Source organism: Hydrogenophaga sp. (assembly GCF_014773545.1).
GTDB lineage: Bacteria > Pseudomonadota > Gammaproteobacteria > Burkholderiales > Burkholderiaceae_C > Hydrogenophaga.
This window is the reverse complement of the sequence record NZ_SDDV01000002.1, coordinates 200767-227213: the sequence shown is the minus strand read 5'-3', so window position 1 is coordinate 227213 and position 26447 is coordinate 200767. Positions and strand designations below refer to the sequence as shown.

General features: G+C 63.6%; 23 protein-coding genes, 1 tRNA gene and 1 pseudogene. 5 read left to right on the top strand and 20 right to left on the bottom strand.

The features are described 5' to 3' along the window. Positions 1 to 6: 6 nt before the first annotated feature. The 6 genes and pseudogenes from EST26_RS02750 to EST26_RS02725 form a co-directional block, all read right to left on the bottom strand. Positions 7 to 117, bottom strand: a complete 111-nt coding sequence (locus EST26_RS02750) for a cytochrome oxidase small assembly protein (protein WP_291065208.1) — start codon at positions 115 to 117, stop codon at positions 7 to 9. A 23-nt stretch (positions 118 to 140) separates the two neighbouring features. Continuing rightward, a complete protein-coding gene (gene ctaD, locus EST26_RS02745; protein ID WP_291065206.1) occupies positions 141 to 1754 on the bottom strand; it encodes a cytochrome c oxidase subunit I in 1614 nt (537 codons plus the stop codon). 118 nt (positions 1755 to 1872) lie between these two features. Further along, positions 1873 to 2706, bottom strand: a pseudogene (gene coxB, locus EST26_RS02740) (cytochrome c oxidase subunit II); the annotation flags it as partial. A gap of 161 nt (positions 2707 to 2867) precedes the next feature. Then, entirely contained in the window at positions 2868 to 3779 is a 912-nt protein-coding gene (locus EST26_RS02735) for a biotin synthase (protein WP_291065204.1), read from the bottom strand. Between the two features lie 61 nt (positions 3780 to 3840). Continuing rightward, entirely contained in the window at positions 3841 to 4617 is a 777-nt protein-coding gene (gene yaaA / locus EST26_RS02730) for a peroxide stress protein YaaA (RefSeq protein ID WP_291065202.1), read from the bottom strand. A gap of 165 nt (positions 4618 to 4782) precedes the next feature. Continuing rightward, the gene (locus tag EST26_RS02725; protein ID WP_291065200.1) at positions 4783 to 5409 is read right to left on the bottom strand and encodes a class I SAM-dependent methyltransferase; all 627 of its coding nucleotides are present in this window, start codon (positions 5407 to 5409) and stop codon (positions 4783 to 4785) included. A gap of 142 nt (positions 5410 to 5551) precedes the next feature. Between EST26_RS02725 and EST26_RS02720 the strand changes: the two genes are divergently transcribed. After that, a complete protein-coding gene (locus EST26_RS02720) occupies positions 5552 to 8458 on the top strand; it encodes a valine--tRNA ligase (protein ID WP_291065198.1) in 2907 nt (968 codons plus the stop codon). Positions 8459 to 8467: 9 nt separating this feature from the next. Here EST26_RS02720 and EST26_RS02715 read toward each other — a convergent pair whose 3' ends face one another. Further along, positions 8468 to 8695, bottom strand: a complete 228-nt coding sequence (locus EST26_RS02715) for a sulfurtransferase TusA family protein (protein WP_291065196.1) — start codon at positions 8693 to 8695, stop codon at positions 8468 to 8470. A gap of 90 nt (positions 8696 to 8785) precedes the next feature. Continuing rightward, entirely contained in the window at positions 8786 to 9688 is a 903-nt protein-coding gene (gene cysM / locus EST26_RS02710) for a cysteine synthase CysM (RefSeq protein ID WP_291065195.1), read from the bottom strand. 38 nt (positions 9689 to 9726) lie between these two features. Between cysM and EST26_RS02705 the strand changes: the two genes are divergently transcribed. Further along, positions 9727 to 9813: transfer RNA gene (locus EST26_RS02705), tRNA-Leu, on the top strand. A 69-nt stretch (positions 9814 to 9882) separates the two neighbouring features. Beyond that, positions 9883 to 10854 (top strand): calcium/sodium antiporter, encoded by a 972-nt coding sequence (locus tag EST26_RS02700; protein ID WP_291065194.1) that lies wholly within the window; start codon positions 9883 to 9885, stop codon positions 10852 to 10854. A gap of 21 nt (positions 10855 to 10875) precedes the next feature. On the opposite strand, the gene EST26_RS02695 is transcribed toward EST26_RS02700, so the two are convergent. Beyond that, complete coding sequence (locus EST26_RS02695) at positions 10876 to 11811, bottom strand: SDR family oxidoreductase (RefSeq protein ID WP_291065193.1); 936 nt, start codon at positions 11809 to 11811, stop codon at positions 10876 to 10878. A gap of 132 nt (positions 11812 to 11943) precedes the next feature. Between EST26_RS02695 and EST26_RS02690 the strand changes: the two genes are divergently transcribed. Continuing rightward, the gene (locus EST26_RS02690; RefSeq protein WP_291065191.1) at positions 11944 to 12975 is read left to right on the top strand and encodes a CDP-6-deoxy-delta-3,4-glucoseen reductase; all 1032 of its coding nucleotides are present in this window, start codon (positions 11944 to 11946) and stop codon (positions 12973 to 12975) included. 27 nt (positions 12976 to 13002) lie between these two features. Here the strand turns inward: EST26_RS02690 and EST26_RS02685 are convergent, their stop codons facing one another. The 7 genes from EST26_RS02685 to EST26_RS02655 all read right to left on the bottom strand — a co-directional run bounded on the left by EST26_RS02685 (position 13003) and on the right by EST26_RS02655 (position 22377). Further along, positions 13003 to 14463, bottom strand: a complete 1461-nt coding sequence (locus EST26_RS02685) for a potassium transporter TrkG (RefSeq protein ID WP_291065189.1) — start codon at positions 14461 to 14463, stop codon at positions 13003 to 13005. A 38-nt stretch (positions 14464 to 14501) separates the two neighbouring features. Next, positions 14502 to 15893, bottom strand: a complete 1392-nt coding sequence (gene trkA, locus EST26_RS02680; protein ID WP_291065187.1) for a Trk system potassium transporter TrkA — start codon at positions 15891 to 15893, stop codon at positions 14502 to 14504. 145 nt (positions 15894 to 16038) lie between these two features. After that, the gene (locus tag EST26_RS02675) at positions 16039 to 17229 is read right to left on the bottom strand and encodes an acetyl-CoA C-acyltransferase (RefSeq protein ID WP_291065185.1); all 1191 of its coding nucleotides are present in this window, start codon (positions 17227 to 17229) and stop codon (positions 16039 to 16041) included. A gap of 46 nt (positions 17230 to 17275) precedes the next feature. Beyond that, on the bottom strand, positions 17276 to 17770 hold the full coding sequence (locus EST26_RS02670; protein ID WP_291065183.1) for a hypothetical protein: 495 nt from the start codon (positions 17768 to 17770) through the stop codon (positions 17276 to 17278). Further along, positions 17763 to 19616 (bottom strand): bifunctional isocitrate dehydrogenase kinase/phosphatase, encoded by a 1854-nt coding sequence (aceK, locus tag EST26_RS02665; protein ID WP_291065181.1) that lies wholly within the window; start codon positions 19614 to 19616, stop codon positions 17763 to 17765. The genes EST26_RS02670 and aceK overlap by 8 nt, the downstream gene beginning before the upstream one ends. A 341-nt stretch (positions 19617 to 19957) precedes the next feature. Further along, positions 19958 to 20629, bottom strand: a complete 672-nt coding sequence (locus EST26_RS02660) for a lytic transglycosylase domain-containing protein (RefSeq protein ID WP_291065178.1) — start codon at positions 20627 to 20629, stop codon at positions 19958 to 19960. Positions 20630 to 20631: 2 nt separating this feature from the next. Beyond that, positions 20632 to 22377 carry a proline--tRNA ligase gene (locus tag EST26_RS02655; protein ID WP_291065177.1) on the bottom strand — a complete coding sequence of 582 codons (1746 nt, stop codon included), beginning with the start codon at positions 22375 to 22377 and terminating at the stop codon, positions 20632 to 20634. A 151-nt stretch (positions 22378 to 22528) separates the two neighbouring features. Between EST26_RS02655 and EST26_RS02650 the strand changes: the two genes are divergently transcribed. After that, on the top strand, positions 22529 to 23185 hold the full coding sequence (locus EST26_RS02650; RefSeq protein ID WP_291065175.1) for an RNA pyrophosphohydrolase: 657 nt from the start codon (positions 22529 to 22531) through the stop codon (positions 23183 to 23185). A 47-nt stretch (positions 23186 to 23232) separates the two neighbouring features. Here EST26_RS02650 and proB read toward each other — a convergent pair whose 3' ends face one another. From proB to rplU, 4 genes are all read right to left on the bottom strand, one after another. Further along, positions 23233 to 24381, bottom strand: coding sequence for a glutamate 5-kinase (gene proB, locus EST26_RS02645; RefSeq protein WP_291065173.1), 1149 nt, complete (start codon positions 24379 to 24381; stop codon positions 23233 to 23235). Between the two features lie 77 nt (positions 24382 to 24458). Then, positions 24459 to 25532 carry an Obg family GTPase CgtA gene (gene cgtA / locus EST26_RS02640; protein WP_291065172.1) on the bottom strand — a complete coding sequence of 358 codons (1074 nt, stop codon included), beginning with the start codon at positions 25530 to 25532 and terminating at the stop codon, positions 24459 to 24461. Between the two features lie 262 nt (positions 25533 to 25794). Continuing rightward, on the bottom strand, positions 25795 to 26052 hold the full coding sequence (gene rpmA, locus EST26_RS02635) for a 50S ribosomal protein L27 (protein WP_291065170.1): 258 nt from the start codon (positions 26050 to 26052) through the stop codon (positions 25795 to 25797). A 14-nt stretch (positions 26053 to 26066) separates the two neighbouring features. Next, complete coding sequence (gene rplU / locus EST26_RS02630) at positions 26067 to 26378, bottom strand: 50S ribosomal protein L21 (RefSeq protein WP_291065169.1); 312 nt, start codon at positions 26376 to 26378, stop codon at positions 26067 to 26069. Positions 26379 to 26447 lie beyond the last annotated feature (69 nt).

Here is a 26447-nt window from a genome sequence, read left to right as displayed (position 1 = left end):
GCGCGCTCAGCCGCCCAGAAATGCCAGCTTGGCAACAAAGCCGAGAAAAAATGCCAGCGCCACCGACGCCAGGATAAAACCCAGCCGCAGATTGTTTTTTCTTTGTTCGCTGTGCATGTTTGCCTCCCGTGGCGCAAACCTCAACCCAGCACCCGGGTGGCGCTGGCGTCGAGTTTGGGCGGGTTCTCGAAGGTGTGAAACGGCGCCGGCGAAGGCACCTCCCATTCCAGCCCTTCGGCACCTTCCCAGGGTTTTTGCGCCGCCTTTTTGCCCTTGCCGCGCATGGCAGGCAGGATGACGGCGAAAAAGAAATAAACCTGCGCCAAACCAAAGGCAAAGCTGCCGACCGAGGCAATGGCGTTGAAATCGGCGAACTGCATCGGATAGTCAGCGTAGCGGCGCGGCATGCCGGCCAAGCCCAGAAAATGCATGGGGAAGAAGGTGATGTTGAAGGCAATCATCGACCACCAAAAATGAATCTGGCCGCGGGTTTCGCTGACCATCACGCCGGTCCACTTGGGCAGCCAGTAGTAAATGCCGGCAAACATGGCAAACAAAGAACCCGCCACCAGCACGTAGTGAAAATGCGCCACCACGTAATAGGTGTCGTGCATCTGAATATCGATCGGTGCCACCGACAGAATCAGCCCGGTGAAGCCGCCGATGGTGAAAACGAAGATGAAACCGACCGCCCACAGCATCGGCGTCTCAAAGCTCATCGAGCCCTTCCACATGGTGGCGATCCAGTTGAAGACTTTGACCCCGGTGGGAACGGCGATCAGCATGGTCGAGTACATGAAAAACAATTGTCCGGTCAGCGGCATGCCGGTGGTGAACATGTGGTGCGCCCAGACCACAAAACTCAGAATGGCAATGGAGCCGGTGGCGTACACCATCGACGCATAGCCAAACAACTTTTTGCGGGCAAAGGCCGGCACCACCTGGCTGATGATGCCGAAGGCCGGCAAAATCATGATGTAGACCTCGGGGTGACCGAAGAACCAGAAAATGTGCTGGTACATCACCGGGTCGCCGCCACCGGCCGGGTTGAAGAAGCTGGTGCCAAAGTGGCGGTCGGTCAGCGTCATGGTGATGGCACCAGCCAGCACCGGCATGACGGCAATCAGCAAATAGGCCGTGATCAGCCAGGTCCAGCAAAACATCGGCATCTTCATCAGCGTCATGCCGGGCGCGCGCATGTTGAGGATGGTGACGATGATGTTGATCGCGCCCATGATGGAAGACGCACCCATGATGTGCATGGCAAAAATGGTCGCGTCCATGCTGGGGCCCATTTGCAGCGTCAGCGGCGCGTACAGCGTCCAGCCGGCAGCGGGCGCGCCACCCGGCATAAAAAACGAAGCGACCATAATGACAGCCGCCGGCACCAAAAGCCAGAAGCTGAAGTTGTTCATGCGCGCAAACGCCATGTCGCTGGCGCCGATCTGCAACGGAATCATCCAGTTCGCAAAGCCAACAAAGGCCGGCATGATGGCGCCAAACACCATGATCAGGCCGTGCATGGTGGTGAGCTGGTTGAACAGGCCGGGGTTGACCAGTTGCAGGCCCGGCTGGAACAGCTCGACCCGGATCAGCAAAGCCAGCACGCCGCCGACCATCAGCATGGTGAAGGCGAACAGCAGATAAAGCGTGCCAATGTCTTTGTGGTTGGTGGCGTAGACCCAGCGCCGCCAGCCGCTCGGCGCATGGTGTTCGTGGCCGTGCGTGACGGGGTGATGAAGAACTGCGCTCATGCTCGATGTCCTCTGCAACACAGGGATTTCTTTTGTCTGCCACTCAGGGACGCGCGGGCAAAACCTCGGCCGCCGCCGCCTGGACCGGGGCAGCCGCTGCAGTTGGTGGCGCCCTGGCTTTTTTCTGCTCTTGCACCCAGGCGCTGTAGTCTTGCGCCGATACCACCCTGACGTGAATCGGCATATAGGCGTGCTCCTTGCCGCACAGCTCGGCGCACTGGCCGTAGAAATCGCCGGTTTTTTCGGCGCGAAACCAGGTGTCGCGCACGAAGCCGGGTATCGCGTCTTGCTTGACGCCGAAGGCTGGCACCATCCAGGCGTGGATCACGTCATTGGCGGTGGTGATGATGCGAATTTTTTTGTCCACCGGCACCACCAGCGGATGGTCGACCTTGAGCAGGTAGTCGTCGGTAGGGGGTGGGTTGCCGCTGCTCGACATGATGCGGTGGCTGTTGTCCAGCGTCGAGACAAAGCCTATGCCCTCGCCTTCACCCTTGATGTAGTCGTAACCCCACTTCCACTGCATGCCCGTGGCCTTGATGGTGATGTCGCTCTGGCGGGTGTCTTTTTGCGCCACCAGCACCCAGGTGGCGGGCAGTGCCATGCCGATGACGATTAGCAGCGGCACGATGGTCCAGCCCAGCTCGACCCACAGCGGCTCGGCCAGCGGCTGCGCCTGGTGACCAACCGACTTGCGGTGCCTCAGGATGGAGTAAAACATCACGCCGAAAACGACGACGAAGATGACGGCACAGACAATCAGCATGAAGCCATGCAACCAGTGCTGATCCTGCGCGATGCGGGTCACCGGCGGATGAAAATTCCACTGGTTGACCGCTGGACCGCCCGGCAGGTCGCCCACCACCCCCTGGGCCGCCACCGTGCTCCAGACACCAGCACTCAGCGCCAGCGTGCCGGCGGCGGCCAACAGCCTGATCGGTCGGCTTTGCATGCGGTCACGGGTCTTGCAGCTCACGTCCATCCCCCAGGCTGAAGTTTGATTTTTATCAATACCGATTAAAACCAACTCCTGTAGCAAGTCAACTCAGGGAATACCCAAACTCGGCGCAGAAATTCTGCCCTTTCAAGCCCCACGAGGCCAGCCGGCCTGCTTCAGCCGCGGCCCGCGCGCAGCATGGCTCGCATATGGGCAACCGATATGCGGGCCGGGTCCGCCAGCGGCATCGATGGCGCAGGCTTGAAGGCGTGGCCGTAGATGACCTCGACACTCAGCAGCAAGCGTCCGTCGGCCGTGCGCGGCAACTCAGATTCCAGTGCCTGCGCCAGCCGCGCGTGCCAGCCGCGCGCGCGCAAGGCAGGAAAGCGATCGGGGTGGAAGTTGCGCCCGAGCAAGCGCAGGTCTGCAAGCAGCGGTGCAGCAGCGCTGTAGCTCAGGCTGATGCGCTCCATGTCCATTACCGGCTGCGCAAAACCGGTGTGTACCAGCATGTCGCCCCAGTCGTGCATGTCAGTAAAGGGCTGCGTGGGCGCCGGCCAGCCCAGCGCTTGATAGAGATCGCGCAGCTCGCGCAGCGTATCCGGCCCCAGACAGGAAAACAACAAAAAACCCTGGTTCTCAATCTGCCCATGCCAGCGGCGCAGCAAGGCCTGCGGCGCCGGCTCCAGGTGCAGCGCCATATTGGCCCAGAGCATGTCAACCCCGGTGTCGGCCGCCACCGGCACGGGGCGGCGGCCACGCAGCCATTGCAAAGAGTTCGTCCAGCGCGGCGTGGCTGCACGCAGCGCCACCAGCGTGGACGCCATCTGCTGCGCAGCCACGTGACAGCGCGCGGCGTGCAGCCGGGCGCACAGGGCTTGGTGCGCCTGCAAGCCACCCAGCAGCGGCTCCCAGTGCAACCAACTGTCGGGTTGCACACGAAACCACTGCAAACGCTCCAACATGCGGGTAGCGACCTCTTCGTGCAGCCAAGGGCTTTGCGCCCGGGGCAACCGCTGCCAGCGCAGCAGCGCACGGGCGTCCAGACCGGGCACAAACTCTGTAGCCTGAGCGGTCGTCGTCACCATAACTGGCTTTGCGGCCCGAAGTCGGTGCGCGGACCCAGGCAGGGCAAACAAGCCTTCGGGTTCATGCGCTGTGTTCGCGGCGAAACACCAGTCGCCCGAGCTCGGACGCTGCAGGGGCAAAGCTGTAACCCGCAGCGGCAAAGCCTTTGAGTTGCTCGGGCGTGTGGGCGCGTTGCTGCACCGCATAGCGCAGCATCAGACCGCGTGCGCGCTTGGCGTGTACGCCAATGACTTGATAGCGCTTGGCCTTGCGCTCCTCGAACACGCAATGGACGACGCGGGTCTTGAGGGCTTTTTGATCGACCGCCTTGAAGTATTCCTGACTGGCGAGGTTGATCAGCACCGGGCTGATGTCGGCAGCGGCGCGCTGATCTAGGTAGTTCGCGATCTGCGCCCCCCAGAACTGGTACAGGTTTTCCCCCTTGACGCTGGCCAGCCGGGTGCCCATCTCCAGCCGGTACGGCTGCATCGCGTCGAGCGGACGCAGCACGCCGTACAGACCGCTGAGAATGCACAAATGCTGCTGCAACCAGTCCAGATCGGCCGCGTTCAGGGTTTTGGCGTCCAGTCCGCCGTACACGTCACCGTTGAAGGCCAGCACCGCCTGCTTGGCGTTTTGTGCGCTGCTCTGGGGCTGCCAGGCCTGATAACGCGCCACATTCCGGCCCGCGAGCGGGTCTGACAAGCCCATCAGGTGCGCGATCTGCTGCGGCGACTGCGCGCGCAGCACGGCAATCAACTCGGCCGCCCGTTCGACGAACAAGGGCTCGCTGCGCGTGCTGACGTGCGCCGGCGTGGCGAAATCCAGGGCTTTGGCGGGGGAGAGCAAAAACAGCATGCAACAACGAAGCAGTTGGAACGAGCAAAAGGGCGGCTGCGTGCGTGCGAGCAGCGGCGGATGCGGCCAGCCAGCCAGCCCAGCCGGCCCAGCGTGGCCCGCTCCGTTGCGAGGGCCTCACACGCCTCGCATCTTCAAGTGCAAGCCACAGCCCGGCCAGAATGTTCAGGTGGGGCGACTGCTCGCAGGCGCGACGGCGCCCGGGTCGGCACGCAGCAAGGTCGAATAGCCCAGCAGGTTGACCTGCGTCTGCTCGGCCACCACCAGCCTGGTGTCGCGCAAAAAACGATCCAGCATGAAGTTGGGACGAACGCCAAACATACCCGTGAATGGCGCAGCCACACGACTCAGAAATCCGGTCAAGGTGCCGGCTTGCTGGAAATGATTGACGATGTAGAGCTGGCCACCCGGCTTGCAGACGCGGCGCATTTCGTTCACCAGCCGAACCGGATCGGGAGCCACGGAGACGACGTACATCGCCACCACCTTGTCAAAGCTGTGGTCTGGAAAGTCCATGCGCTCGGCATCCATGCAATGCAGCGCGACGTGATCGAGCCCCAGTCGCTGCTTGCTGTCCTCGGCCCGCGCCAGCATTTCTTGTGAGAGATCAATACCCGTGACGCGCACATCACGCGGGTACAAGGGCAGCGACAGGCCGGTGCCCACCCCCACTTCCAAAACGTGCTCGCCGGGTTGTAGATTCATGCGAGCGAGCACCGCTTTGCGACCGGGATGCAGCACCGCGCCAAAATACAAGTCGTAGCCACCCGCATGGCGGCGGTAGCTTTTCATGACGGCTTCACGATTCATGACCACTCCTCGTTGATAAAAAGTAACAGCGACGCTCGAATAAAATCGACCCGCACTCACGCTTTTTCCCCCGACGACCGGCTTGCGGCGCGTCGGGGCATCGAATTCTAGCCTACCCCCTCCCATGACCGAAGCTTTGCACCAACCCGGCCTGTCGTCCCTGTCCAAATCGTTCGAACCGGCCGCGCTGGAAGCACACTGGAGCAGCCAATGGGAGCAGCGCGGCCTGGGGACGGCCGGTTTTCGGGGCACGGGCGCGGCGCAGGCAGACGCCCCGGCGTTTGCGATTCAACTGCCGCCGCCCAATGTCACCGGCACGCTGCACATGGGGCACGCCTTCAACCAGACCATCATGGATGCGCTCACGCGCTACCAGCGCATGCAGGGCGCCAACACGGTCTGGGTGCCCGGCACCGACCACGCCGGCATTGCGACCCAGATCGTGGTCGAGCGCCAGTTACAAGAACAGGGCATCAGCCGCCACGAACTGGGCCGCAAGAACTTCGTCGCCAAAATCTGGCAATGGAAGGAAGAAAGCGGTCACACCATTACGCGGCAGATGCGCCGCCTGGGCGACAGCGTCGACTGGAGCCGCGAATACTTCACCATGGACGACCAGTTGTCCGAGGTGGTGACCGAAACCTTTGTGCGACTCTACGAGCAAGGCCTGATCTACCGGGGCAAGCGGCTGGTCAACTGGGACCCGGTGCTGCAAAGCGCCGTGTCCGATCTGGAAGTCGAGAGCGTCGAAGAAGACGGTTTTCTCTGGCACATTGCCTACCCGCTGGCCGACGGTACGGGCAGCCTGACGGTGGCCACCACCCGGCCTGAGACCATGCTGGGCGACGTGGCGCTGATGGTGCATCCGCAGGATGAGCGCTACTTGCACCTGGTTGGCCAGCACGTCATCTTGCCCCTGTGTGAACGCCGCATTCCCGTGATTGCCGACGCTTATGTGGCGCGTGACTTCGGCACCGGTGTGGTCAAGGTCACGCCGGCGCACGACGCCAACGACCATGCTGTTGGCCAACGCCACGGCCTGCCGGTCATGGGCGTGTTGGGGCTGGACGCCCGCATCAACGACTGCGCGCCAGAAAAATACCGCGGCCTGGACCGCTTCGTCGCCCGGCAGGCGGTGCTGGACGACTTGCGGGCAGCCGGCCTGCTGGTGCATACCAAGCCGCACAGACTGATGGTGCCGCGCTGCGCACGCACCGGCCAGATCATCGAGCCGATGCTGACCGATCAGTGGTTCGTCGCCCTGACCTCTGTAGGCAACTCCCACAACCACAGCGGCAGCTCGATTGCGGAAAAAGCGGTGCAGGCGGTGGCCTCGGGCGCGGTGACGTTCGTGCCGGAAAACTGGGTCAACACCTACAACCAGTGGATGAACAACCTGCAAGACTGGTGCATCAGCCGCCAGCTCTGGTGGGGTCATCAAATTCCGGCCTGGTACGACGAAGACGGTCGCGTTTACGTCGCGCGCAGCCAAGCGCAGGCGCAGGAACAGGCCCCCGGGCGGGAGCTTCGGCGCGACCCGGACGTGCTCGACACCTGGTACTCGTCGGCGCTGGTACCCTTCTCCACCATGGGCTGGCCGCAAGCTGCAGAAGCGGCGCAAGCCGCCACCAGCGCGCCGGGCTTGAGCGACTACGATCTCTACCTGCCATCGAGCGTGCTGGTGACCGGCTACGACATCATCTTCTTCTGGGTTGCGCGCATGATCATGATGACGACCCACTTCACCGGTCGCGTGCCTTTCAAGCAGGTCTACATCCACGGCCTGGTGCTCGACGCGCAGGGCAAGAAAATGAGCAAAAGCGAAGGCAATGTGCTCGACCCGGTGGATCTGATCGACGGCATCGCCCTGCCCGCTCTGCTGGACAAGCGCAGTGCCGGGCTGCGCAAACCAGAGACCGCGCCCCGGGTGCGGCGCGAGACCGAGAAAGAGTTCCCGAACGGCATACCCGCTTACGGCGCGGACGCGCTGCGCCTGACCTTTGCCGCGCTGGCTTCGCTCGGCCGCAGCATCAATTTCGACAGCAAGCGCTGCGAGGGCTACCGCAATTTCTGCAACAAGCTCTGGAACGCCACCCGCTTCACGCTGATGAATTGCGAAGGGCAGGACTGCGGCTTGCAAGAGCACGCCAGCGAGTCCTGCCTGCCCGGCGGCTATCTGGAATTCAGCCAGCCCGACCGCTGGATCGTCTCGCGCCTGCAGCGCGTCGAAACCGCCGTGGCGCAGGGTTTTGCCGACTACCGGCTCGACCTGGTGGCCAACGCCATTTACGACTTGGTCTGGAACGAGTTCTGCGACTGGTACCTGGAAATCGCCAAGGTGCAAATCAACCAAGGCAACGCAGCGCAGCAGCGTGGCACGCGCCGCACCCTGATTCGCACCCTGGAGACGCTGCTGCGGCTGGCGCATCCCCTCATTCCGTTCATCACCGAAGAGCTTTGGCAGAAGGTGGCCCCGGTTGCCGGGCGCAGCGGCACGCTGATTGGCGTGGCCGCCTACCCGCAGGCACAGACCGAACGCCTGGACCCTGGCGCTGAAACGTACATGGCCCAGCTCAAGGCCGTGGTAGACGCCTGCCGCAACCTGCGCGGCGAAATGGGCGTCTCACCGGCCACCCGGCTGCCGCTCTATGTGCTGGGTGATGCCGCCTTCCTGCAAGCCAGCGCGCCGGTGTTGCAGTCGCTGGCCAAACTGAGCGAAGTCAGGCTGTTCGACGACGAAGCGATCTGGGCCAGCGCGGCGCAGGCGGCACCGGTGGCGCTGGTTGGCAGCGGTTCCCAAGCCATTCGGCTGTGCTTGTTCATGCAGATCGACCTGGCGGCCGAGCAAGCACGCCTGTCCAAAGAGGCAGCGCGCCTGGCGGGTGAAATCAGCAAGGCGCGCGCCAAGCTGGACAACCCGGCCTTTGTGGCCAAGGCGCCGGCCAGCGTGCTCGAGCAGGAGCACAAGCGTCTGAATGACTTCAGCGCCACGCTGGCCAAGCTGCACGAACAACAGGCGCGGCTGGGCTGAGAGGCCTCCTCAACGCCGCTTGAGCACGCTGATGTGCTCGCCGGCGGCGCTGCTTTGCTCTATCAGTTCGTTGCCGGTTTGCCTGGCAAAAGCCTGAAAGTCGCGCATAGACCCGGCGTCGGTGCAAACCACGCGCAGGGTCTGGCCGCTGTGCATATCAGCCAGCGCTTTCTTGGCTTTCAAAATGGGCAGCGGACAATTCAGACCGCGGGCATCGAGTTCTTTGTCGGCATTCATGAGGGGAAGGGGTGGAACATCCTGGGCAGGCGCCGATTGTAAGCCGCGCTGCGCCGCACGACCGATGACCGCTCCATGGGCGCTTGGCCTTCAGACCGGGAACACGCCTGTCGAAAGGTAGCGGTCGCCGCGGTCGCAAACGACAAAAACGATGGTGGCGTTTTCCACCTCGCGCGCAATCTGCAGCGCCACCCAGCAAGCGCCTGCGGCCGAGATGCCAGCAAAAATGCCTTCTTCGCGCGCCAGCCGGCGGCACAGGTGTTCGGCGTCGGCCTGGCTGACGTAGCGCAGCTCATCAACCGCCGCCGGATCGTAGATTTTCGGCAGGTATTCGACGGGCCACTTGCGAATGCCCGCAATGCGCGAACCTTCGCTGGGCTGGACGCCGATGATGCGCAACGCCGGGTTTTTTTCCTTCAAAAAACGCGAGACGCCGGTGATGGTGCCGGTGGTTCCCATGGCGCTGACAAAGTGGCTGATGCGTCCGCCGGTCTGCTGCCACAGCTCGGGGCCGGTGGTCTCGAAGTGAATGCGCGGGTTGTCGGCGTTGGCAAACTGATCCAGCACGCGCCCCTTGCCCTCGGCCTGCATTTTTTCTGCCAGATCGCGCGCCGACTCCATGCCGCCGCTCTTGGGCGTGAGAATGAGTTCAGCGCCAAAAGCCTTCATGGTCTGGGCGCGCTCGATCGACAGGTCTTCCGGCATGATGAGCAGCAGCCGGTAGCCCTTGATGGCCGCCGCCATCGCCAGCGCAATGCCGGTATTGCCCGAAGTGGCCTCGATCAAGGTGTCGCCGGGGCGGATCTCGCCGCGCTCTTCGGCGCGCCGAATCATGGACAGCGCCGGTCTGTCCTTGACCGATCCGGCCGGGTTGTTGCCTTCGAGCTTGCCCAGAATCACATTGCCGCGCGCGGCGCATTCCTCTGCACCGATGCGCTGCAGCGCCACCAGCGGCGTCTGCCCAATCGTGTCTTCGATGGTCGGATAGTTCATGGGCCACACTGTGCCATAATTTGCCGCTTGCCGACCCTGCCCGGGTGGTGAAATTGGTAGACGCAGGGGACTCAAAATCCCCCGCCAGAGATGGCGTGCCGGTTCGATTCCGGCCCCGGGCACCAGACCGATCATCAGATCGAACTGCCGCGCGATGCCAGCCCCGCCTACCCAGCCTGCCGCTCAAGACCGACATGCTTTTTCCATCTCTAGCCATTTTGCTTGGCTTGGCCTTGCTGGTCTGGAGCGCCGACCGCTTCGTCGACAGCGCCGCCGCCGTGGCGCGGCACTTCTCGGTTCCCCCGCTGCTGGTGGGCATGGTGATCATCGGTTTTGGCACCTCAGCGCCCGAAATGGTGGTTTCGGCCATGGCCGCCGGACAGGGCAACCCGGGCTTGGCGCTGGGCAACGCCTGGGGCTCCAACATCGTCAACATCGCCCTGATCTTGGGCATCACGGCGCTGATCAACCCGATCACGGTGCACTCGCTGGTGCTGCGCAAGGAATTGCCGCTGCTGGCGGTCATCACGGCCTTGGCGGGTTATCTGGCCTGGGACGGCCTGATCAGCCGCGGCAACGCCGGTCTGCTGCTGGTGGTGTTTGCCCTCATCATGGTCTGGTCGATCGTGCAAGGCATGCGCAACAAGGCCGACGCCCTCGGCCTGGATGTCACCGCCGACCAGCCCGTCGAAGTCATGCCGCTGCGCAGCGCCTACCTGGGGCTGGCGCTTGGCCTGCTGGTGCTGGTGGGCGCTTCGCGCCTGCTGGTCTGGGGCGCGGTGGCGCTGGCTCAGTCGCTGGGCGTGAGCGACCTCGTGATCGGGCTGACGATTGTCGCCATCGGCACCTCGCTGCCCGAGCTGGCCTCCTGCGTGGCAGCGGCGCGCAAGCGTGAGCACGACCTGGCACTGGGAAACATCCTGGGCTCCAACCTGTTCAACACCCTGGCCGTGGTCGGCATTGCCGGCCTGATCGCGCCCATCTCGGTGGCCGCTGAAGTGCTGACGCGCGACTTTGCCGTCATGGCCGGCTTGACGCTGCTGCTGTTCTTCATGGGCTGGGGTTTTCGCGCGCCTGGGCGCATCAACCGCTTCGAGGGCGCAGCCCTGCTGATGGCCTACCTGGCCTACACCTTGCTTCTGATGCGCTCGATCGACCTGATCTGAAACGCCGGGCGGCTCAGCCCCTCAGGCCGACGACGCACCCGCACATAAACCATCGGCAACGGTGGGGTAGCGCAACACCAGGCGCAGCTCGCGCTTCATGCGCCGGTTGTGCAGCCGGCGCGACTCGCTCATGAAGCTCAGTTGCAGCGCCGACAACTGCGTCGCCGCCGCCGCGCGCTCGATGCGCGGCGCGCGCGCCAAGCCGTAGCTATCGGCCGCGAAGTCGAAATAGTCGCCCATTTTGAGTTGCGTGTCGTCGCACACGTTAATTTTGCGCTGGGCCCGGCCGCGCCACAGCGCCAGCACGCAGGCGCGCGCCAAGTCATCAGCGTGAATGTGGTTGGTGTAGACGTCGTCTTCGTCGCGCAGCACCGGCGTGCCGCGCAGCAGACGCTGCCGTGGCGTGCCGCCTGCGCGGTCGGGGGCGTAAATGCCGGGAATGCGCAGCACCGTGCTGCGCACGCCGCTGATCCGGCCCAGGCGCAGCAGCGCCATTTCCGCATCCAGCCGACGCCAGGCGCGCGCCGTGCCAGGCCGCGCCGCCGTGACTTCGCTTACCCAGCGGCCTTGGCAGTCGCCATACACCCCGCTGGTCGATCCATAGACCAGCGCGGCTGCTGGCGTGCGCCGCACCAGCGCCTGCACCAGGGCGCGGCTGCGCGGATCGGTTCGCGCAGCAGCCGCCCCGCACGACGGCGGTGGTGCCAGGTGCAGCACGCGCGTGGCCAAACCAGCCAGACGACGCAGGCTGTGGGACTGATCCAGGTTGCCCTGCAGCGGCAGCACACCCTGGGCACGCAGCTCGGGCACACGCTGCGGGGTCGATGTAAGCGCCAGCACGCGCACGCGCGACCCGCCCGCCAGCAAGCGCGCCGCACGCAGACCCACGTCACCACAACCGACGATCAAGACCCGCTCACGCCTGAAACGGGCCGGCAAAGCACCCAACAGGTTCATGCGAAATTTTAATTTGAGAGAATCGACAAACGCTTCGACAAACGCTTCGACAAACGCTTCGACAAACGCTTCGACAAACGCTTGCAACCAAGCCTAACAGCCTGCAACTTCTGCGCTTCTGTTTTTTTGATTATGACATTCACCATCACCGTCTTGCCCAGCGGGCGCAGCTTCAACGCCGAGCCCGAAGAAACCCTGCTCGCTGCCGGCATCCGCCAGGGCGTCGGCCTGCCCTACGGCTGCAAAGACGGCGCCTGTGGCTCATGCAAATGCAAGCTGCTCAGCGGCCGGGTGCTGCACGGCCCGCACCAGAGCAAGGCGCTGAGTGCCGAGGAAGAAGCCAAGGGCTGGGTGCTGACTTGCAGCGCGCTGGCGCACAGCGACCTGGTGATCGAGGCACGCCAGGTCAGCCAGGCGGGTGCCTTGCCGATCAAGAAAATGCCGGTGCGCGTGAGCGCGATCGAGCGCGCCGCCAGCGACGTGCTGCTGCTGCGCCTGCAACTGCCGGCGGCCGAACGCTTTCAGTATCTGGCCGGCCAGTACGTCGATTTTCTGCTGCGCGACGGTGTGCGTCGCAGCTACTCGATCGCCAACGCGCCGCACACCCAGGAGCTGCAACCCAGCATCGAGCTGCACCTGCGCCACATGCCCGGCGGCCTGTTTACCGAGCACGCCTTCAATGCGCTGAAAGAGAAAGACATACTTCGCATCGAAGGCCCTTACGGCAGTTTTTTTCTGCGCGAAGACAGCGACAAGCCAGTGATTTTGCTCGCCTCTGGCACCGGTTTTGCACCGATGAAGGCCATTGTGCAGCACCTGCTGCACCTGGGCAGCCGCCGCCCGGTGACGCTGTACTGGGGCGCACGCCGCCCGGCCGATCTGTATCAGAGCGACTGGGTACGCGAGCAGCAGGCCTTGCTGCCCAGCCTGAAATTCGTACCGGTGGTGTCAGACGCGCTGCCAGAGGACGGCTGGGACGGGCGCAGCGGCTTCGTGCATCACGCCGTGCTGCAAGACTTCCCCGACCTCAGCGGCCACCAGGTCTACGCCTGCGGTGCGCCTATCGTGGTCGATTCGGCGCGCACCGACTTCGTGGCCCAAGCCGGCCTGCCCAAAGACGATTTCTTTGCCGACGCCTTCACCAGCGCGGCGGATCAGAAATAATCGGAATCTGACCCCAATTACGCCGGATCAGCGGCGCCAGAACTGGGTGGTGAACAGCACCAGCACCGCCAGCAGCTCCAGCCGTCCGAGCAACATGGCAAAGCTGAGCACCCAGAGCTGAAAGTGGCTCAGCACGCCGTAGTTACTGGCCGGGCCCACCAGACCCAGGCCGGGGCCGATGTTGTTGAGCGTGGCCACCACGGCCGAAAAAGCGGTCACGATGTCCAAGCCGGTGAACAGCAGCAGCATGGTCAGGCCCATGGTGGCCGCACCGTAGATCAGCATGAAACCAAAGGTGGCGGTCATGACCGACATCGGCAGCACGCCGCCCCCCAGCGTGACCGGATTGACCACGCGCGGATGGACGATGCGCACCAGTTCGCGCCGCGCCTGCTTGACCAACAACACCATGCGCACCATCTTGATGCCGCCGCCGGTGGAGCCGGCGCAGGAAACGAAACAGCCCAGAAACATCAGCAGCACCGGGGCAAATACCGGCCACGCGGCGTAGTCGGTGGACGAGTAGCCGGTGGTGGTGGCCAAGGAGACGACGTGAAAGGCGCTGGTGAGCAAACCATCGGCAAAGCTGTCGTAAATGCCGTGTGTGGCCAACATGCCCGATACCAGCACAATGGCGACCAGCAGCACCAGCGCGTAGCTGCGGATTTCGCGGTCGTTGAGCAGGGGGCCCAGCGAGCGGCTGCGCAGCACGATGAAGTAGCGCATGAAGCTGACACCCGCCAGTACCATGAAAAGGGTCGCCACCAGTTCCACCTGGGCCGACTCGAAGTGACCAATGCTGGCGTCGTAAGGCGAAAACCCGCCCAGACCCATGGTGGTGCACATGTGCATGAAGGCGTCGGCCCAGCTCATGCCAGCCCAGCGGTAAGCCAGCAGACAAGCGACCGAAAAGCCCGCGTAAACCACCCACAGACCACGCGCCGTCTCGGCAATGCGCGGCGTGAACTTGGCATCTTTCATCGGGCCTGGTGTCTCGGCCCGATAAAGCTGCACGCCGCCCAGACCGAGCATGGGCAGTATCGCCACCACCAGCAGCATGATGCCCAGGCCGCCCACCAGTTGCAAAAAACAGCGCCAGATGTTGACCGACAGCGGCAAATAATCCAGACCGGACAAGGCGGTGGCGCCGGTGGCGGTGAGCGCGCTCATGGACTCGAAGTAGGCCACGGTCCAACTGATGTCGGGCACGCTGAACATCAGGGGCACGGCGGCGTAGGCCGGCAGCACGGTCCAGACCAGGTTGACCAGCAAGAAGCCGTCGCGCGCCTGCAACTCGCGCTGGTAGCGGCGGGTGGCGGCCAGCAGCACCAGCCCGCTGACGGCCGCCAAAACGAACGCGCCCCCCCAGATGAGACGCAAATACTCGTGGTCGGCGCCCCAGGCCCAGGCCAGCGGCACCAAAAAGGCAAAGGCAAAGGCCAGCAGGATGCGCGAAAAAACGTTCAGAACCGGCAACAGGGTCAGCATGAAAATTTCAGCGCCAAGGCGATGGATCAACCGGACAATCAACCAAAAAAGGTCGCACCGACCTGAAACAGCTTTTCCACCTCGCGCACCAGGCGCTTGTTGGGAATGAAGATGATGACGCGATCATCGACCTTGATCAGCGTATCGTGGTGCGGCATCAGGACTTCGGCGCTGCGGCCCTCGCCGCGCACGATGGCGCCAATGCGCGCGCCCTGCGGCAGCTTGATCTGCTCGACCCGCCGCCCCACCAGCTTGCTGGTTTTGACGTCGCCGCGTGCAATGCCTTCCAGCGCCTCGGCTGCGCCGCGGCGCAGGCTGTGCACCGCCACCACGTCGCCGCGCCGCAAATGCGTCAGCAACTCGCCGATGACGGTTTGCGCCGGCGAAATGGCGATGTCGATCGCGCTGCCCTGCATCATGTCGGCGTAGGCGCGGCGGTTGATCAGCGCCATCACACGCCCGGCGCCCAGGCGCTTGGCCAGCATGGACGACATGATGTTGTCCTCGTCGTCATTGGTCAGCGCCAGAAACAAGTCCATCTGGCCGACGTTTTCCTCCAGCAGCAAATCTTCGTCGGCACCGTCGCCGTGCAGCACCAGCATGTCCGACGGCAACTGACTGGCCAGGTACTCGCAACGTTTTTTGTCCTGCTCGATGATCTTGACCGCGCACTGCCCGACCAGGCTGCGCGCCAGCCGCAGGCCGACCTTGCCGCCGCCGGCAATCATCAGGCGCTGCACCGGTTTGTCGATGTTGTGGATCGCCCCCAGCACGTAGCGGATTTTTTGCACATCGGCCAGCACGAACACCTCGTCGCCGGCCAGAATGCGGGTCTGGCGGGTGGCCTCCATCTCGGTGTCGAGCCGGTACAGCGCCACCACCCGCATTTCGGCGTGCGGAAAGCGCTCGCGGAATTCGCCAATGGTGTGACCCACCAGCGGCCCGCCGTAGACGGCACGCATGGCGATCAGGGCGGCGCGTCCTTCGGCAAACTCCAGCACCTGCAGCGCTTCCGGGTAGCTGATGAGCTGGTGAATGTGGCGCGTGACCGATTCTTCCGGGCAGATCACGTGATCGACCGCAAAGCCGTTCTTGCCCAACAACTCGTCGCCCTCTTTGAACTCGGGCGAGCGCAGCCGCGCAATGGTGCTGGGGACGTTGAAGATGTCGTGCGCCACCTTGCAAATGACCAGATTCGATTCGTCGCTGGCGGCGCAGGCAATCACCATGTCGGCGTCTTTGGCGCCGGCCTCGCGCAGCACCGATGGCTGGATGCCGTTGCCGACCACACAGCGCAGATCGAGCCGCTCTTGCAGCAGGCGAACACGCTCCGGGTCCTGGTCGATGATGGTGATGTCGTTCTGCTCCGACAGCAGACTCTCGGCCACGCTCTCGCCGACGCGACCAGCCCCCAGAATGATGATTTTCATGACCGGCGATCTTACGCCTGCGCGCTCGGCCCGGCGCCGCCGCACGCAGCGCTCAAGCCAGGGCGCGCCGGATGATGATTTTCTGCACCTCGGAGCTGCCCTCGCAAAGCTGGCAGACGCGCACGATCTGGGTTGAACAACACGGTCAGAGCAGCTCCAGCGCCAGCGCGGTGGCTTCGCCGCCGCCAATGCACAGCGCGGCCACGCCACGCGCCAGGCCGCGCGCGCGCAGCGCGTGCAGCAATGTGACCAGAATGCGCGCGCCGCTGGCGCCAATCGGATGCCCGAGCGCGCAGGCACCCCCATTGACGTTGACCCGCTCGTGCGGGATCGACAGCTCGGTCATCAGCGCCATCGGCACCACGGCAAAGGCTTCGTTGATCTCCCACAGATCGACATCACCCGTGGCCCAGCCGGTTTTTTCCAGCAACTTTTGCGTCGCGCCCACCGGCGCGGTGGTAAAGCGGCTGGGGTGCTGGGCATGCGTTGCATGTGCGACGATGCGCGCCAGTGCTGTCAGGCCCTGCGCCTGCGCGCTCGACTGGCGCATCAGCAGCAGCGCGGCCGCGCCGTCGTTGATCGACGACGACGAAGCCGCGGTGATGGTGCCGTCCTTTTTGAACGCCGGCTTGAGCAAACCGATCTGGTCGAGTCTGGCCTTGCCCGGGCCTTCGTCGACGCCGATCAAGCGCTCGCCGCTGCGCTCTTGCACCGCCACCGGCGCGATCTCCTGGGAAAACGCGCCGCTGTCGATAGCTGCCCTGGCGCGTGTTACCGATGCAAGGGCAAACGCATCTTGCTGCTCGCGCGTAAAGCCGTACTGGGCGGCGCAGTCTTCGCCAAAAGTACCCATCGAGCGGCCCGGCTCGTAAGCGTCTTCCAGGCCATCAAGCATCATGTGGTCGTAAATTTTGTCGTGTCCCATGCGATAGCCGCCGCGGCCCTTGAGCATCAGGTAGGGTGCGTTGCTCATGCTCTCCATGCCGCCGGCCACCAGCACACGGGCGCTGCCAGCCAGCAGCATGTCGTGCGCCAGCATGGCGGCCTTCATGCCCGAGCCGCACATTTTGGACAGCGTGACCGCGCCGGCCGACAAGGGCAGCCCGGCTTTGAGCGCGGCCTGGCGAGCCGGCGCCTGGCCCTGGCCAGCCAGCAAGCAGTTGCCCAGCAGCACCTCGTCGATCAGCGCGGCGTCGACGCCGCTGCGCTCGACCGCGGCCCGGATCGCCACGCCGCCGAGGTCGTGCGCGGACAGGGCGGCGAAATCGCCCTGGAATGATCCCATGGGGGTGCGGGCGGCGCCGACGACGACGACCGGATCAGACCGATTGAGCATGGCGAGTCTCCTGAGAGTCAGTGAATATTGATTGATGGCCCCAGCTTCATCTTGCCGTATCGGCACCGCCTGCGGCCGTCGCGCGTTCGTGCTGTGCGATGTGCCGAATATAGGCCTGAAAGTCGGGGTCTTCACCGCGCAGCAACTGGGGCAGCGCAGCGTGGAAGTCATCGCGGCGGCACCATTCGCGCATGTAGTCGTCCCAACTGTTCCAGCGCCGCGCCTCGGTTTCGCTCATGCGCGGCTTGTAGGCCACCAGATAGGCGCGCTCAAACAGTGAAATCAGCAAGTCAAAAATCACCAGCATGCGTTCGCGCTGCTCGCTGCTGGGGCTGTGCAGGGGTTCGTTGCTGCGCAGGCGCAGGTCCGGGTTGTCGAGCACCAGGCGCAGGAAATCGATGTAAGCGTCCGACAGCAATTGGTACGCCTCTTCCTCCTCGTTGTCGCGCTGCTTGCGCTGCTCCCAGATGAAAAAGGCAATCGCCACCGGCAGCCCGAGCGCGGTCACCACGTAGCTGGCCAGCGCCCAGAATTCAAGCATGGCCACCGAGTGCGTCGGCGCTCTGCGCGATGCGGTGCGCAAAACGCCGCTCGCGTTCATATGGAAACACGTCGTGCACGTGACCCGCGGCAATGCGTTCCTTGTTCAACTGCCAAAACTCCGGCTCCAGCAAATCGGCATGGTGCTTCATGAATTCATCGCGCACCAGCGGGTTGGACAGCAAGAAGGGGCCAAAGGTTTGCGGAAACACGTCGTGCTTGCCGACGCTGTACCAGACCTCGCCCGACATCTCGTCTTCCTCGTTGCGCGGCACGGGCACGCGGCGGAAGTTGCAATCGGTGATGTACTCGATTTCGTCGTAGTCGTAAAACACCACCTTGCCGTGGCGCGTGATGCCAAAGTTCTTCCACAGCATGTCGCCGGGAAAGATATTGGCCGCCACCAAGTCCTTGATGGCGTTGCCGTATTCGAACACCGCGCGCGCGAGTTGGGCGCGCGCGGTGCTGAGCGCCAAATCGGACACGCTGTGCGCGGCATACAGCGTGTCGAACGCTTCTTGCAGGTAGATGTTGAGCGGGATCATGCGCCGCTCGATGTAGACGTGTTTCAAAATCACTTCGGTGTTGCCATCGCCGTCACGGTCGCTGATCTCCAGCAGGCTGGGGGCAAACTTCTGAATTTCGGCGATCAGCTCGTCGGTGAAACGCACGCGCGGAAAACCCACGTCGGAAAATTCCAGCGTATCGGCCATGCGGCCAGCCCGGTCGTGCTGCTTGACCAACTGGTATTTGCCGCGAATCTGCTCGCGCGTGGTGTCTTTTTGCGGCGGGTAGTAGTCCTTGATGAGCTTGAAGACGAACGGAAAGCTCGGCAGATCAAACACCAGCATGACCATGCCCTTGATGCCGGGCGCGATGCGGAATTTGTCGGTTGAATGCCGCAGGTGAAACAGAAAGTCGCGGTAAAACAGCGTCTTGCCCTGTTTGGCCAGACCGAGCGCGTTGTAAAACTCGGCGCGCGGCTTTCTCGGCATCATGCTGCGCAAGAACTGCACGTAGGCGCTCGGAATCTCCATGTCGACCATGAAGTAGGCGCGCGCAAAGCTGAACAGAATCAGCAAATCGTCTTCGCCGAACAGCGCAGCGTCGACCACCAGGCGGCCATTGTCGTGATGCAGAATCGGCAGCGCGAACGGCACCTCCTGGAATCCGTTGATGATCTTGCCGACCACGTAGGCGCCCTTGTTGCGTAAAAACAAACCGGAGAGCACCTGAAACTGAAAATTGGCGCGCAGCTTGACGTGGTCAAAGTGCAGCTTCATGGCCGCCAGCACCAAGGCGGCGTCGCGCTCTTGGTCTTCAAACGGCACGCGCAGGTCAAAGTCGGCAATCATGCGCAGCACCTCGGCCTGCATGTTCTGCGCCGTCGGGTAATAACAGCGGTAGGTCGGCCTGGCTTGGGGCTCCTCGTTTTCGATGTACTCGGTCGAGACCGCCGGACGCACGAAAATGAAGTCGTTCTGGAAGTAGGCGCGCTGCAGAATTTTGGTACTGACCGAGTTAAAGAAGGTCTCGGCCAGCTCGGGCTGGTGGTGGTTGACCAGCAGGCCGATGTAGTGCAGCTTGACCTGCTCCCAAACCTCCATCGGCTGGCGTTCGGCGTGAAATTCTTTCATCAGCCGCAGCACGCATTCGTTGACGCGCAGGTCGTAGAACTCGATGCGCTCGCGCTGCGCGCGCTGCTGGCCGCGCCAGTCGCAGGTCTCGAAGCGGTGTTTGGCGCGCGCCGATTCGCTGCGAAACAAGCGGTAGTGGCGGTTGAATCCGTCCATCATGGCCTTGGCAATGTCGTAGGCCACGCTGGAGTCGAGTCGCTGGGGAAACATGGGGCCGGCGTCCTTGGGTTGTGAGTGGCCACATTATCGCCAGCAATCCGGGCTCGCCTCAACCCAACCGCTCGCCCTGAGCAAACCGCTCGCCCTGAGCAAACCGCTCGCCCTGAGCAAACCGTTCGCCCTGAGCTTGTCGAAGGGAGGCGCGTGCGATCTGGACTTCGACAGGCTCAGTCCGAACGGGAACGAGAGTTGCTCTGACCAACCGCTCGCCCTGAGCTTGTCGAAGGGCCTGTCCTGAGCCTGTCGAAGGGCCTGTCCTGAGCCTGTCGAAGGGAGCCTGTCGAAGGGAGCCTGTCGAAGGGAGCCTGCGGGCGCACCAGCAGGCAGCCGCATCAGGCGTCGGGGTGGACCCAGTGGCGCGCGGCGGCGTAAACCGCGTTGGGGTAGACATCGCGGCCGCGGCTGCCGTTGTAGCGGCCCAGCGCCATGAAGGTGTTGCCGCGCTCGCGGTCTAGGTAGTGGCGCAGAATGACGCAGCCAAAACGCAAATTGATCTGGGTGTTGAACAATCCCCCCACATCTCCGTCGCCGATCAGCCGCGACCAAAACGGCATGATTTGCATATAGCCGCGCGCGCCCACGCGCGAGATGGCAAATTTGCGAAACGCGCTCTCGACCTGTATCAGCCCCATCACCAAGGTGGTGTCGAGCCCGGCGCGACGGGTTTCATACCAGACGGTTTGCAAAAACTCGATCCGGCTGCGAAAGTCGGGCTTGCGGCGGCGCAAACGATCGCTCATGTCAGTCAGCCAGCGCAGATAGGCCAGGCGCGCTGCGGTACTGCTGAAGACCGGCAGCGGTGGCTCGCTGCTGGCAATCGCCGCCCGCAGCGCCAGCCGCACCGGGTCGGCCAGTGGCTCTTCCAACTGGCCGGCGCGTGCGGCCAGCGGCCAGCCGCAAAAGCCAAGGCCCAGACCGGCTGCGCCAGCAGCCAGCAGCCAGGCACGGCGGGTCGGATCGCTTGCGCGCGACGTCTGTGCTGACGCCAGGCAAGACCGCGTCATCCTCAAAGCACCCGTCTGGCGCGCAGGAATTCGAGCACATCAGTCGCCGCCAGCGCGGTCGCGGCCGCATCGCGCCGGTGCTGGTATTCGATCTGGCCCGTCTTGAGGCCGCGTTCGCCTAGGGTCAGGCGGTGTGGTACGCCAATCAGCTCCCAGTCTGCAAACATGGCGCCCGGGCGTTCGCCCCGGTCGTCCAGAATGACGTCGACGCCGGCTGCCAGCAGTTGCTGGTACAAGTGCTCGGCCGCCTCGCGCACCAGCGCGCTGCGCTCGCTGCCGATCGGGCAAATCACCAGCGTGAACGGCGCCAGCGCGTCGGGCCAGATGATGCCGCGTTCGTCGTGGTTTTGCTCGATGGCGGCCGCCGGCAGCCGTGTGATGCCGATGCCGTAGCAACCCATCTCGAAATGCGCCGGTTTGCCGTCTTCAGCCAAGAAAGTAGCACCCATGGCGCGGCTGTACTTGCGGCCCAGATAGAACACATGGCCGACCTCGATGCCGCGCTCTATCGCCAGCACGCCCTGGCCGTCGGGCGAGGCGTCGCCCTCGACCACATTGCGCAAATCGGCCACCAGATCGGGCTCGGGCAAGTCACGCCCCCAGTTCACCCCGGTGAGGTGAAAGTCGGGTTGGTTGGCGCCACAAATCCAGTCGGCCATCGCCGCCACCTCGCGGTCGGCAATCACGTGGACCGGCATTTTCAAGCCCACCGGCCCCAGGTAGCCCGGCTTGCAGCCGAAGTGGGTTTCAATTTCGGCCACAGTGGCAAAACGAAAGCCCAGATTCAGATCGGTCAGCTTGCCGACCTTGACCTCGTTCATGTCGTGGTCGCCGCGCAGCAGCAGCAGCCAGATGCGGGTTTTGACGATTTCGTCGCGCTCGTTGATTTCATCGCTGGCCAGCACCAGCGACTTGACCGTGCGGGCCAGTGGCACGCCCAGCAGCGCGGCCACGTCGGCGCAGGTGCTCTGGCCCGGCGTTGGCGTCACAGTCAGGACGCTGGCGGCCGTGGGCCTGGCAGCAGCGGGGGCCAGCGCCTGCGCTTTTTCCAGGTTGGCGGCGTAGTCGCTGCTCGGGCAGTAGACGATGGCGTCTTCGCCGGTGGCGGCAATCACCTGAAACTCCTCGCTCAGCTCACCGCCAATCGCCCCGCTGTCGGCCGCCACCGCCCGGTAGCGCAAACCGAAGCGGTCAAAAATGCGCCGGTAGGTTGCGGCCATGAGCTGGTAGCTGGCTTTGGCAGCAACTTCGTCGCGATCGAAGCTGTAGGCGTCTTTCATGATGAACTCGCGCCCGCGCATCAGGCCAAAGCGCGGCCGGCGCTCGTCACGAAACTTGGTCTGAATTTGGTAGAAGTTCTTTGGCAACTGCTTGTAGCTGCGCAGTTCCTGGCGCGCAATGTCGGTCACCACTTCTTCGCTGGTGGGCTGCAGCACGAAATCGCGCTCGTGCCGGTCTTTGATGCGCAGCAACTCCGGGCCCATTTTGGCAAAGCGTCCGCTCTCTTGCCAGAGTTCGGCCGGTTGAATCAGCGGCATGTTCAGCTCCAGCGCGCCAGCGCGGTTCATTTCCTCGCGCACGATGGCCTCGACCTTGCGGATCACGCGCAGCCCCAGGGGCAGGTAGCTGTAAATGCCGGCCCCGAGCTTTTTGATCATGCCCGCGCGCGTCATGAGCCGATGGCTGAGCACCTCTGCGTCGGCCGGGGCTTCTTTTTGGGTGACAATAAAAAACTGGGAAGCTTTCATGGGGCAGGCGTGCCGCTGGGGCATAGGGGAGAGGCCGGGGGGCGGGGAACGAGGCAAAAAATGCAGCTTTGACGTCTGATTGGCAGCAGATCGCACGCAAGCTGACATGAACGATGCATAATCGAGACAGTTTAAAAATTTGGGGTCGATTATGCTTGACAGGGAAGGCTTCAGGCCCAATGTCGGCATCATTCTGCTCAACCAGAGAAACCAAGTGTTCTGGGGCAAACGGGTGCGCTCGCATTCGTGGCAGTTTCCGCAAGGTGGCATCGACCGGGGTGAGACGCCCGAGCAAGCGATGTACCGCGAACTGCACGAAGAGGTCGGCCTGATGCCCGAGCACGTGGGTATTGTGGCCCGCACGCGGGACTGGTTGCGCTACGAGGTGCCAGACCGTTTCATCCGCCGCGATGCGCGCGGCCACTACAAAGGTCAGAAACAGATCTGGTTCCTGCTGCGCCTGCTGGCGCAGGACTGGAACCTGAATCTGCGCGCCACCGACCACCCCGAGTTCGACGCCTGGCGCTGGCACGACTACTGGGTGCCGCTGGACGTGGTGGTTGAATTCAAGCGCGGCGTTTATGAATTGGCGCTGACCGAACTCGCGCGCCACCTGCCGCGGCCACCCCCGCAGCGCAACCGCTTTTTGCGCACCGACCTGCGCTGCGACGCAGACCGACCAGACCAGCCATCGCACGCCCCGGTGAGCGCGCCGCACGGGCTGGAACTGCCTCCCGGCGGCAGCTTCGACCCCGATCCGAATACCGACTGCCGCGTCGCATCAGCCCCACGCCAGCCCGCGTCTTAAGCATCCCAGGCGCTGGCTCGGCGAACGGGCTGCTTGCCCTCAAGCTCTCAGCCACGCGCCAGCACCAGGTTGTCGCGGTGGATCATTTCCGGCTCGCCGGCGTAGCCCAGCAAGCGCTCAAAATCACCCGAGGACTTGCGGCAAATCAGTCGCGCTTCGGAACTGGCGTAATTGGCCAGACCGCGGGCAATCTCCAGCCCGCACGGGTCACGCACGGCGATCACGTCGCCGCGCGAGAAATCGCCCTCGACCGCCGTCATGCCAATCGGCAGCAGGCTTTTGCCCTGGCCGACAATTTTCTCCAGCGCGCCGTCGTCCACCCGCACCGAGCCGCGCAACTGCAAATGGTCGGAAATCCAGCGCTTGCGCGCCTGGCTCTTGGGCGTTTGGGCCAGCAGGCACGTGCCAATGGGCTCGCCCGCGCACAGGCGCAACAGCACCTGTGGCTCGCGCCCCCAGGCAATCACGGTGGAGGCACCGGAACCAGCGGCGCGTTTGGCGGCCAGAATTTTGGTGATCATGCCGCCCCTGCCAATGCCAGAGCCGGCACCGCCGGCCATCGCCTCCAGCTCGGCATCGCCGGCACGCGCCAAATGCACGAAACGCGCCGTCGGTTCACGCCTGGGGTCGGCGCTGTAGAGGCCTTTTTGATCGGTCAGAATCACCAGCAAGTCGGCCTCGATCAGGTTGGCCACCAGCGCACCGAGGGTATCGTTATCGCCGAACTTGATTTCGTCGTTGACCACCGTGTCGTTTTCGTTGATGACCGGCACCACGCCCAGGCGCAGCAGCGTCAGCAGCGTCGAGCGGGCGTTGAGGTAGCGTTCGCGGTCGGCCAGATCGGCGTGCGTCAGCAGCACCTGTGCGCTGCCTACACCGTACTGCCGCAGTCGGGTTTCGTAGACCTGCACCAGCCCCATCTGGCCCACGGCCGCTGCCGCTTGCAACTCGTTGATCTCGTGCGGCCGCACGCTCCAGCCCAGGCGCTTCATGCCTTCGGCCACCGCACCACTGCTGACCATGATGAGCTCGCGGCCCTGCTGCACCAGCGCGGCCAGTTGCTGGCTCCACTGGTCAATGGCCGCCTCGTCAAGCCCACGGCCTTCATTCGTCACCAGGCTGGAGCCGACCTTGACCACGATGCGGCGTGCCGGCTTGAGAACGGCTGCGACGGCGGCAACTTCCGCAGCATTCATGGAAACGTGCATCGGATCAGACGACATGGCTCAAACACCTTGGGTTGAACGGTTGGCGCAGCTATGCGCCGCTGGACTCAGGCGGCGTCGGCAGGCGGGGCAAAGCGCGGGTCGATCTGCTCGGGCGGCTGCTGCGCCTGATGCACCTGCGCGATATGCTGATAGACCTTTTGCACCAACAGTTCGCAACCTTCGCGCGTGAGGGCTGAAATCTCGAACACCGGGCCTTTGTAGCGCAGCCGCCTCACCAAGGCTTGCACGCGCGCAGCTCGCTCGTCGGCCGGCACCATGTCAAGCTTGTTGAGCACCAGCCAGCGCGGCTTGGCGTGCAAGGCCGGGTCAAATTTTTTCAGCTCGGCCACAATCGCCCGCGCCTGCGCCACCGGATCGACTTCTGCGTCAAACGGCGCCAGATCGACAATGTGCAACAGCAAGCGGGTGCGCTGCAAATGGCGCAGGAACTGATGCCCCAGGCCGGCGCCTTCGGACGCCCCTTCGATCAAGCCCGGCAGATCGGCCACCACGAAACTCTTTTCCGGCCCGACCCGAACCACGCCCAGGTTGGGGTACAAGGTGGTGAACGGGTAGTCGGCAATTTTGGGGCGCGCGTTTGATATCGCCGCAATCAGGGTTGACTTGCCCGCGTTGGGCATGCCCAGCAAACCCACGTCGGCCAGCACCTTGAGTTCGAGTTTGAGGCTTTTGCGCTGACCGGCCCAGCCCGGCGTTTTCTGCCGGGGCGAACGGTTGGTCGAGCTTTTGTAATGCATATTGCCAAAGCCACCGTCGCCGCCCTTGGCAATCAAAATCTGCTCACCGGCTTGCAACAGCTCGTGCAGCACAGCACCGGTTTCGGCGTCGCTGATGATGGTGCCGACCGGCATTTTGAGCACGATGTCGTCGCCCTTGACGCCAAACATGTCTGAGCCCTTGCCGTGCTCGCCACGCTCGGCTGCAAAGTGGCGCGTGTAGCGAAAATCGACCAGCGTGTTCAGACTGGCGTCGGCCAGCGCGTAGACGTGTCCGCCGCGACCGCCGTCGCCGCCGTCAGGGCCGCCAAATTCCTTGTATTTCTCGTGCCGGAACGACGCGCACCCGTTGCCTCCATCGCCCGCAGCGACCTCGATCGTGGTTTCGTCGACAAATTTCATCAGCTACTCTCTCGCACCAAACGGGCATGACTTTGAAAGGCGCCCCAAAAAATGAAAGTCCTGCCCGTTCTCCCTCACCCCCAACCCCTCTCCCGCGCACGGGAGAGGGGAGCGAAGTGAGTCGCGGCCCGACTTTCACGTTAGACAAAACTCAGCAAACCAAAAAGCCCGCGCAGGCGGGCTTTTTGTCTGCTCGACCAGATCGACGCTCAGGCCATGCGCGGGCCCGCTCGAGCCAGCGCAAGACCCCAGGCGAGCCGCCTCAGAGCGGCGTGATACTCACCACCTGGCGGTTGAATTCACCCTTGACGGCAAAACCGACCCGACCATCGGCGGTGGCAAACAAGGTGTGGTCTTTGCCCAATCCGACATTCAAGCCGGGGTGAAATTTGGTGCCGCGCTGGCGCACGATGATGGAGCCCGCGTTGACCACCTCACCGCCAAACACCTTCACACCGAGCATTTTCGGCTTGGAATCGCGCCCGTTTCGCGTTGAGCCGCCGCCTTTTTTCTGTGCCATGTTGAGCTAACTCCTCAGACTGTGATCGACGCAATTTGCAATTCGGTGAAATTTTGCCGGTGACCCTGGCGCTTTTGGTAGTGCTTGCGACGGCGCATCTTGAAGATGCGAACCTTGTCGTGCCTGCCATGAGCCAACACCGTGACCGTGACCGTTGCGCCGTCAACCAAGGGCGTGCCGACCTTGATCTCGCTGCCGTTGCCGACCGCCAGAACCTGATCCAACACAATCTCTTGGCCCACGTCCGCAGCAATCTGTTCTACTTTAATTTTTTCGCCAGCAGCAACGCGATATTGCTTGCCACCGGTTTTTATGACCGCGTACATATGAACCTCTTGTAAAAACCCACGCAAGAATACCCGGCAGACGCAATTCCGCCAAGCCCAACATTCTAG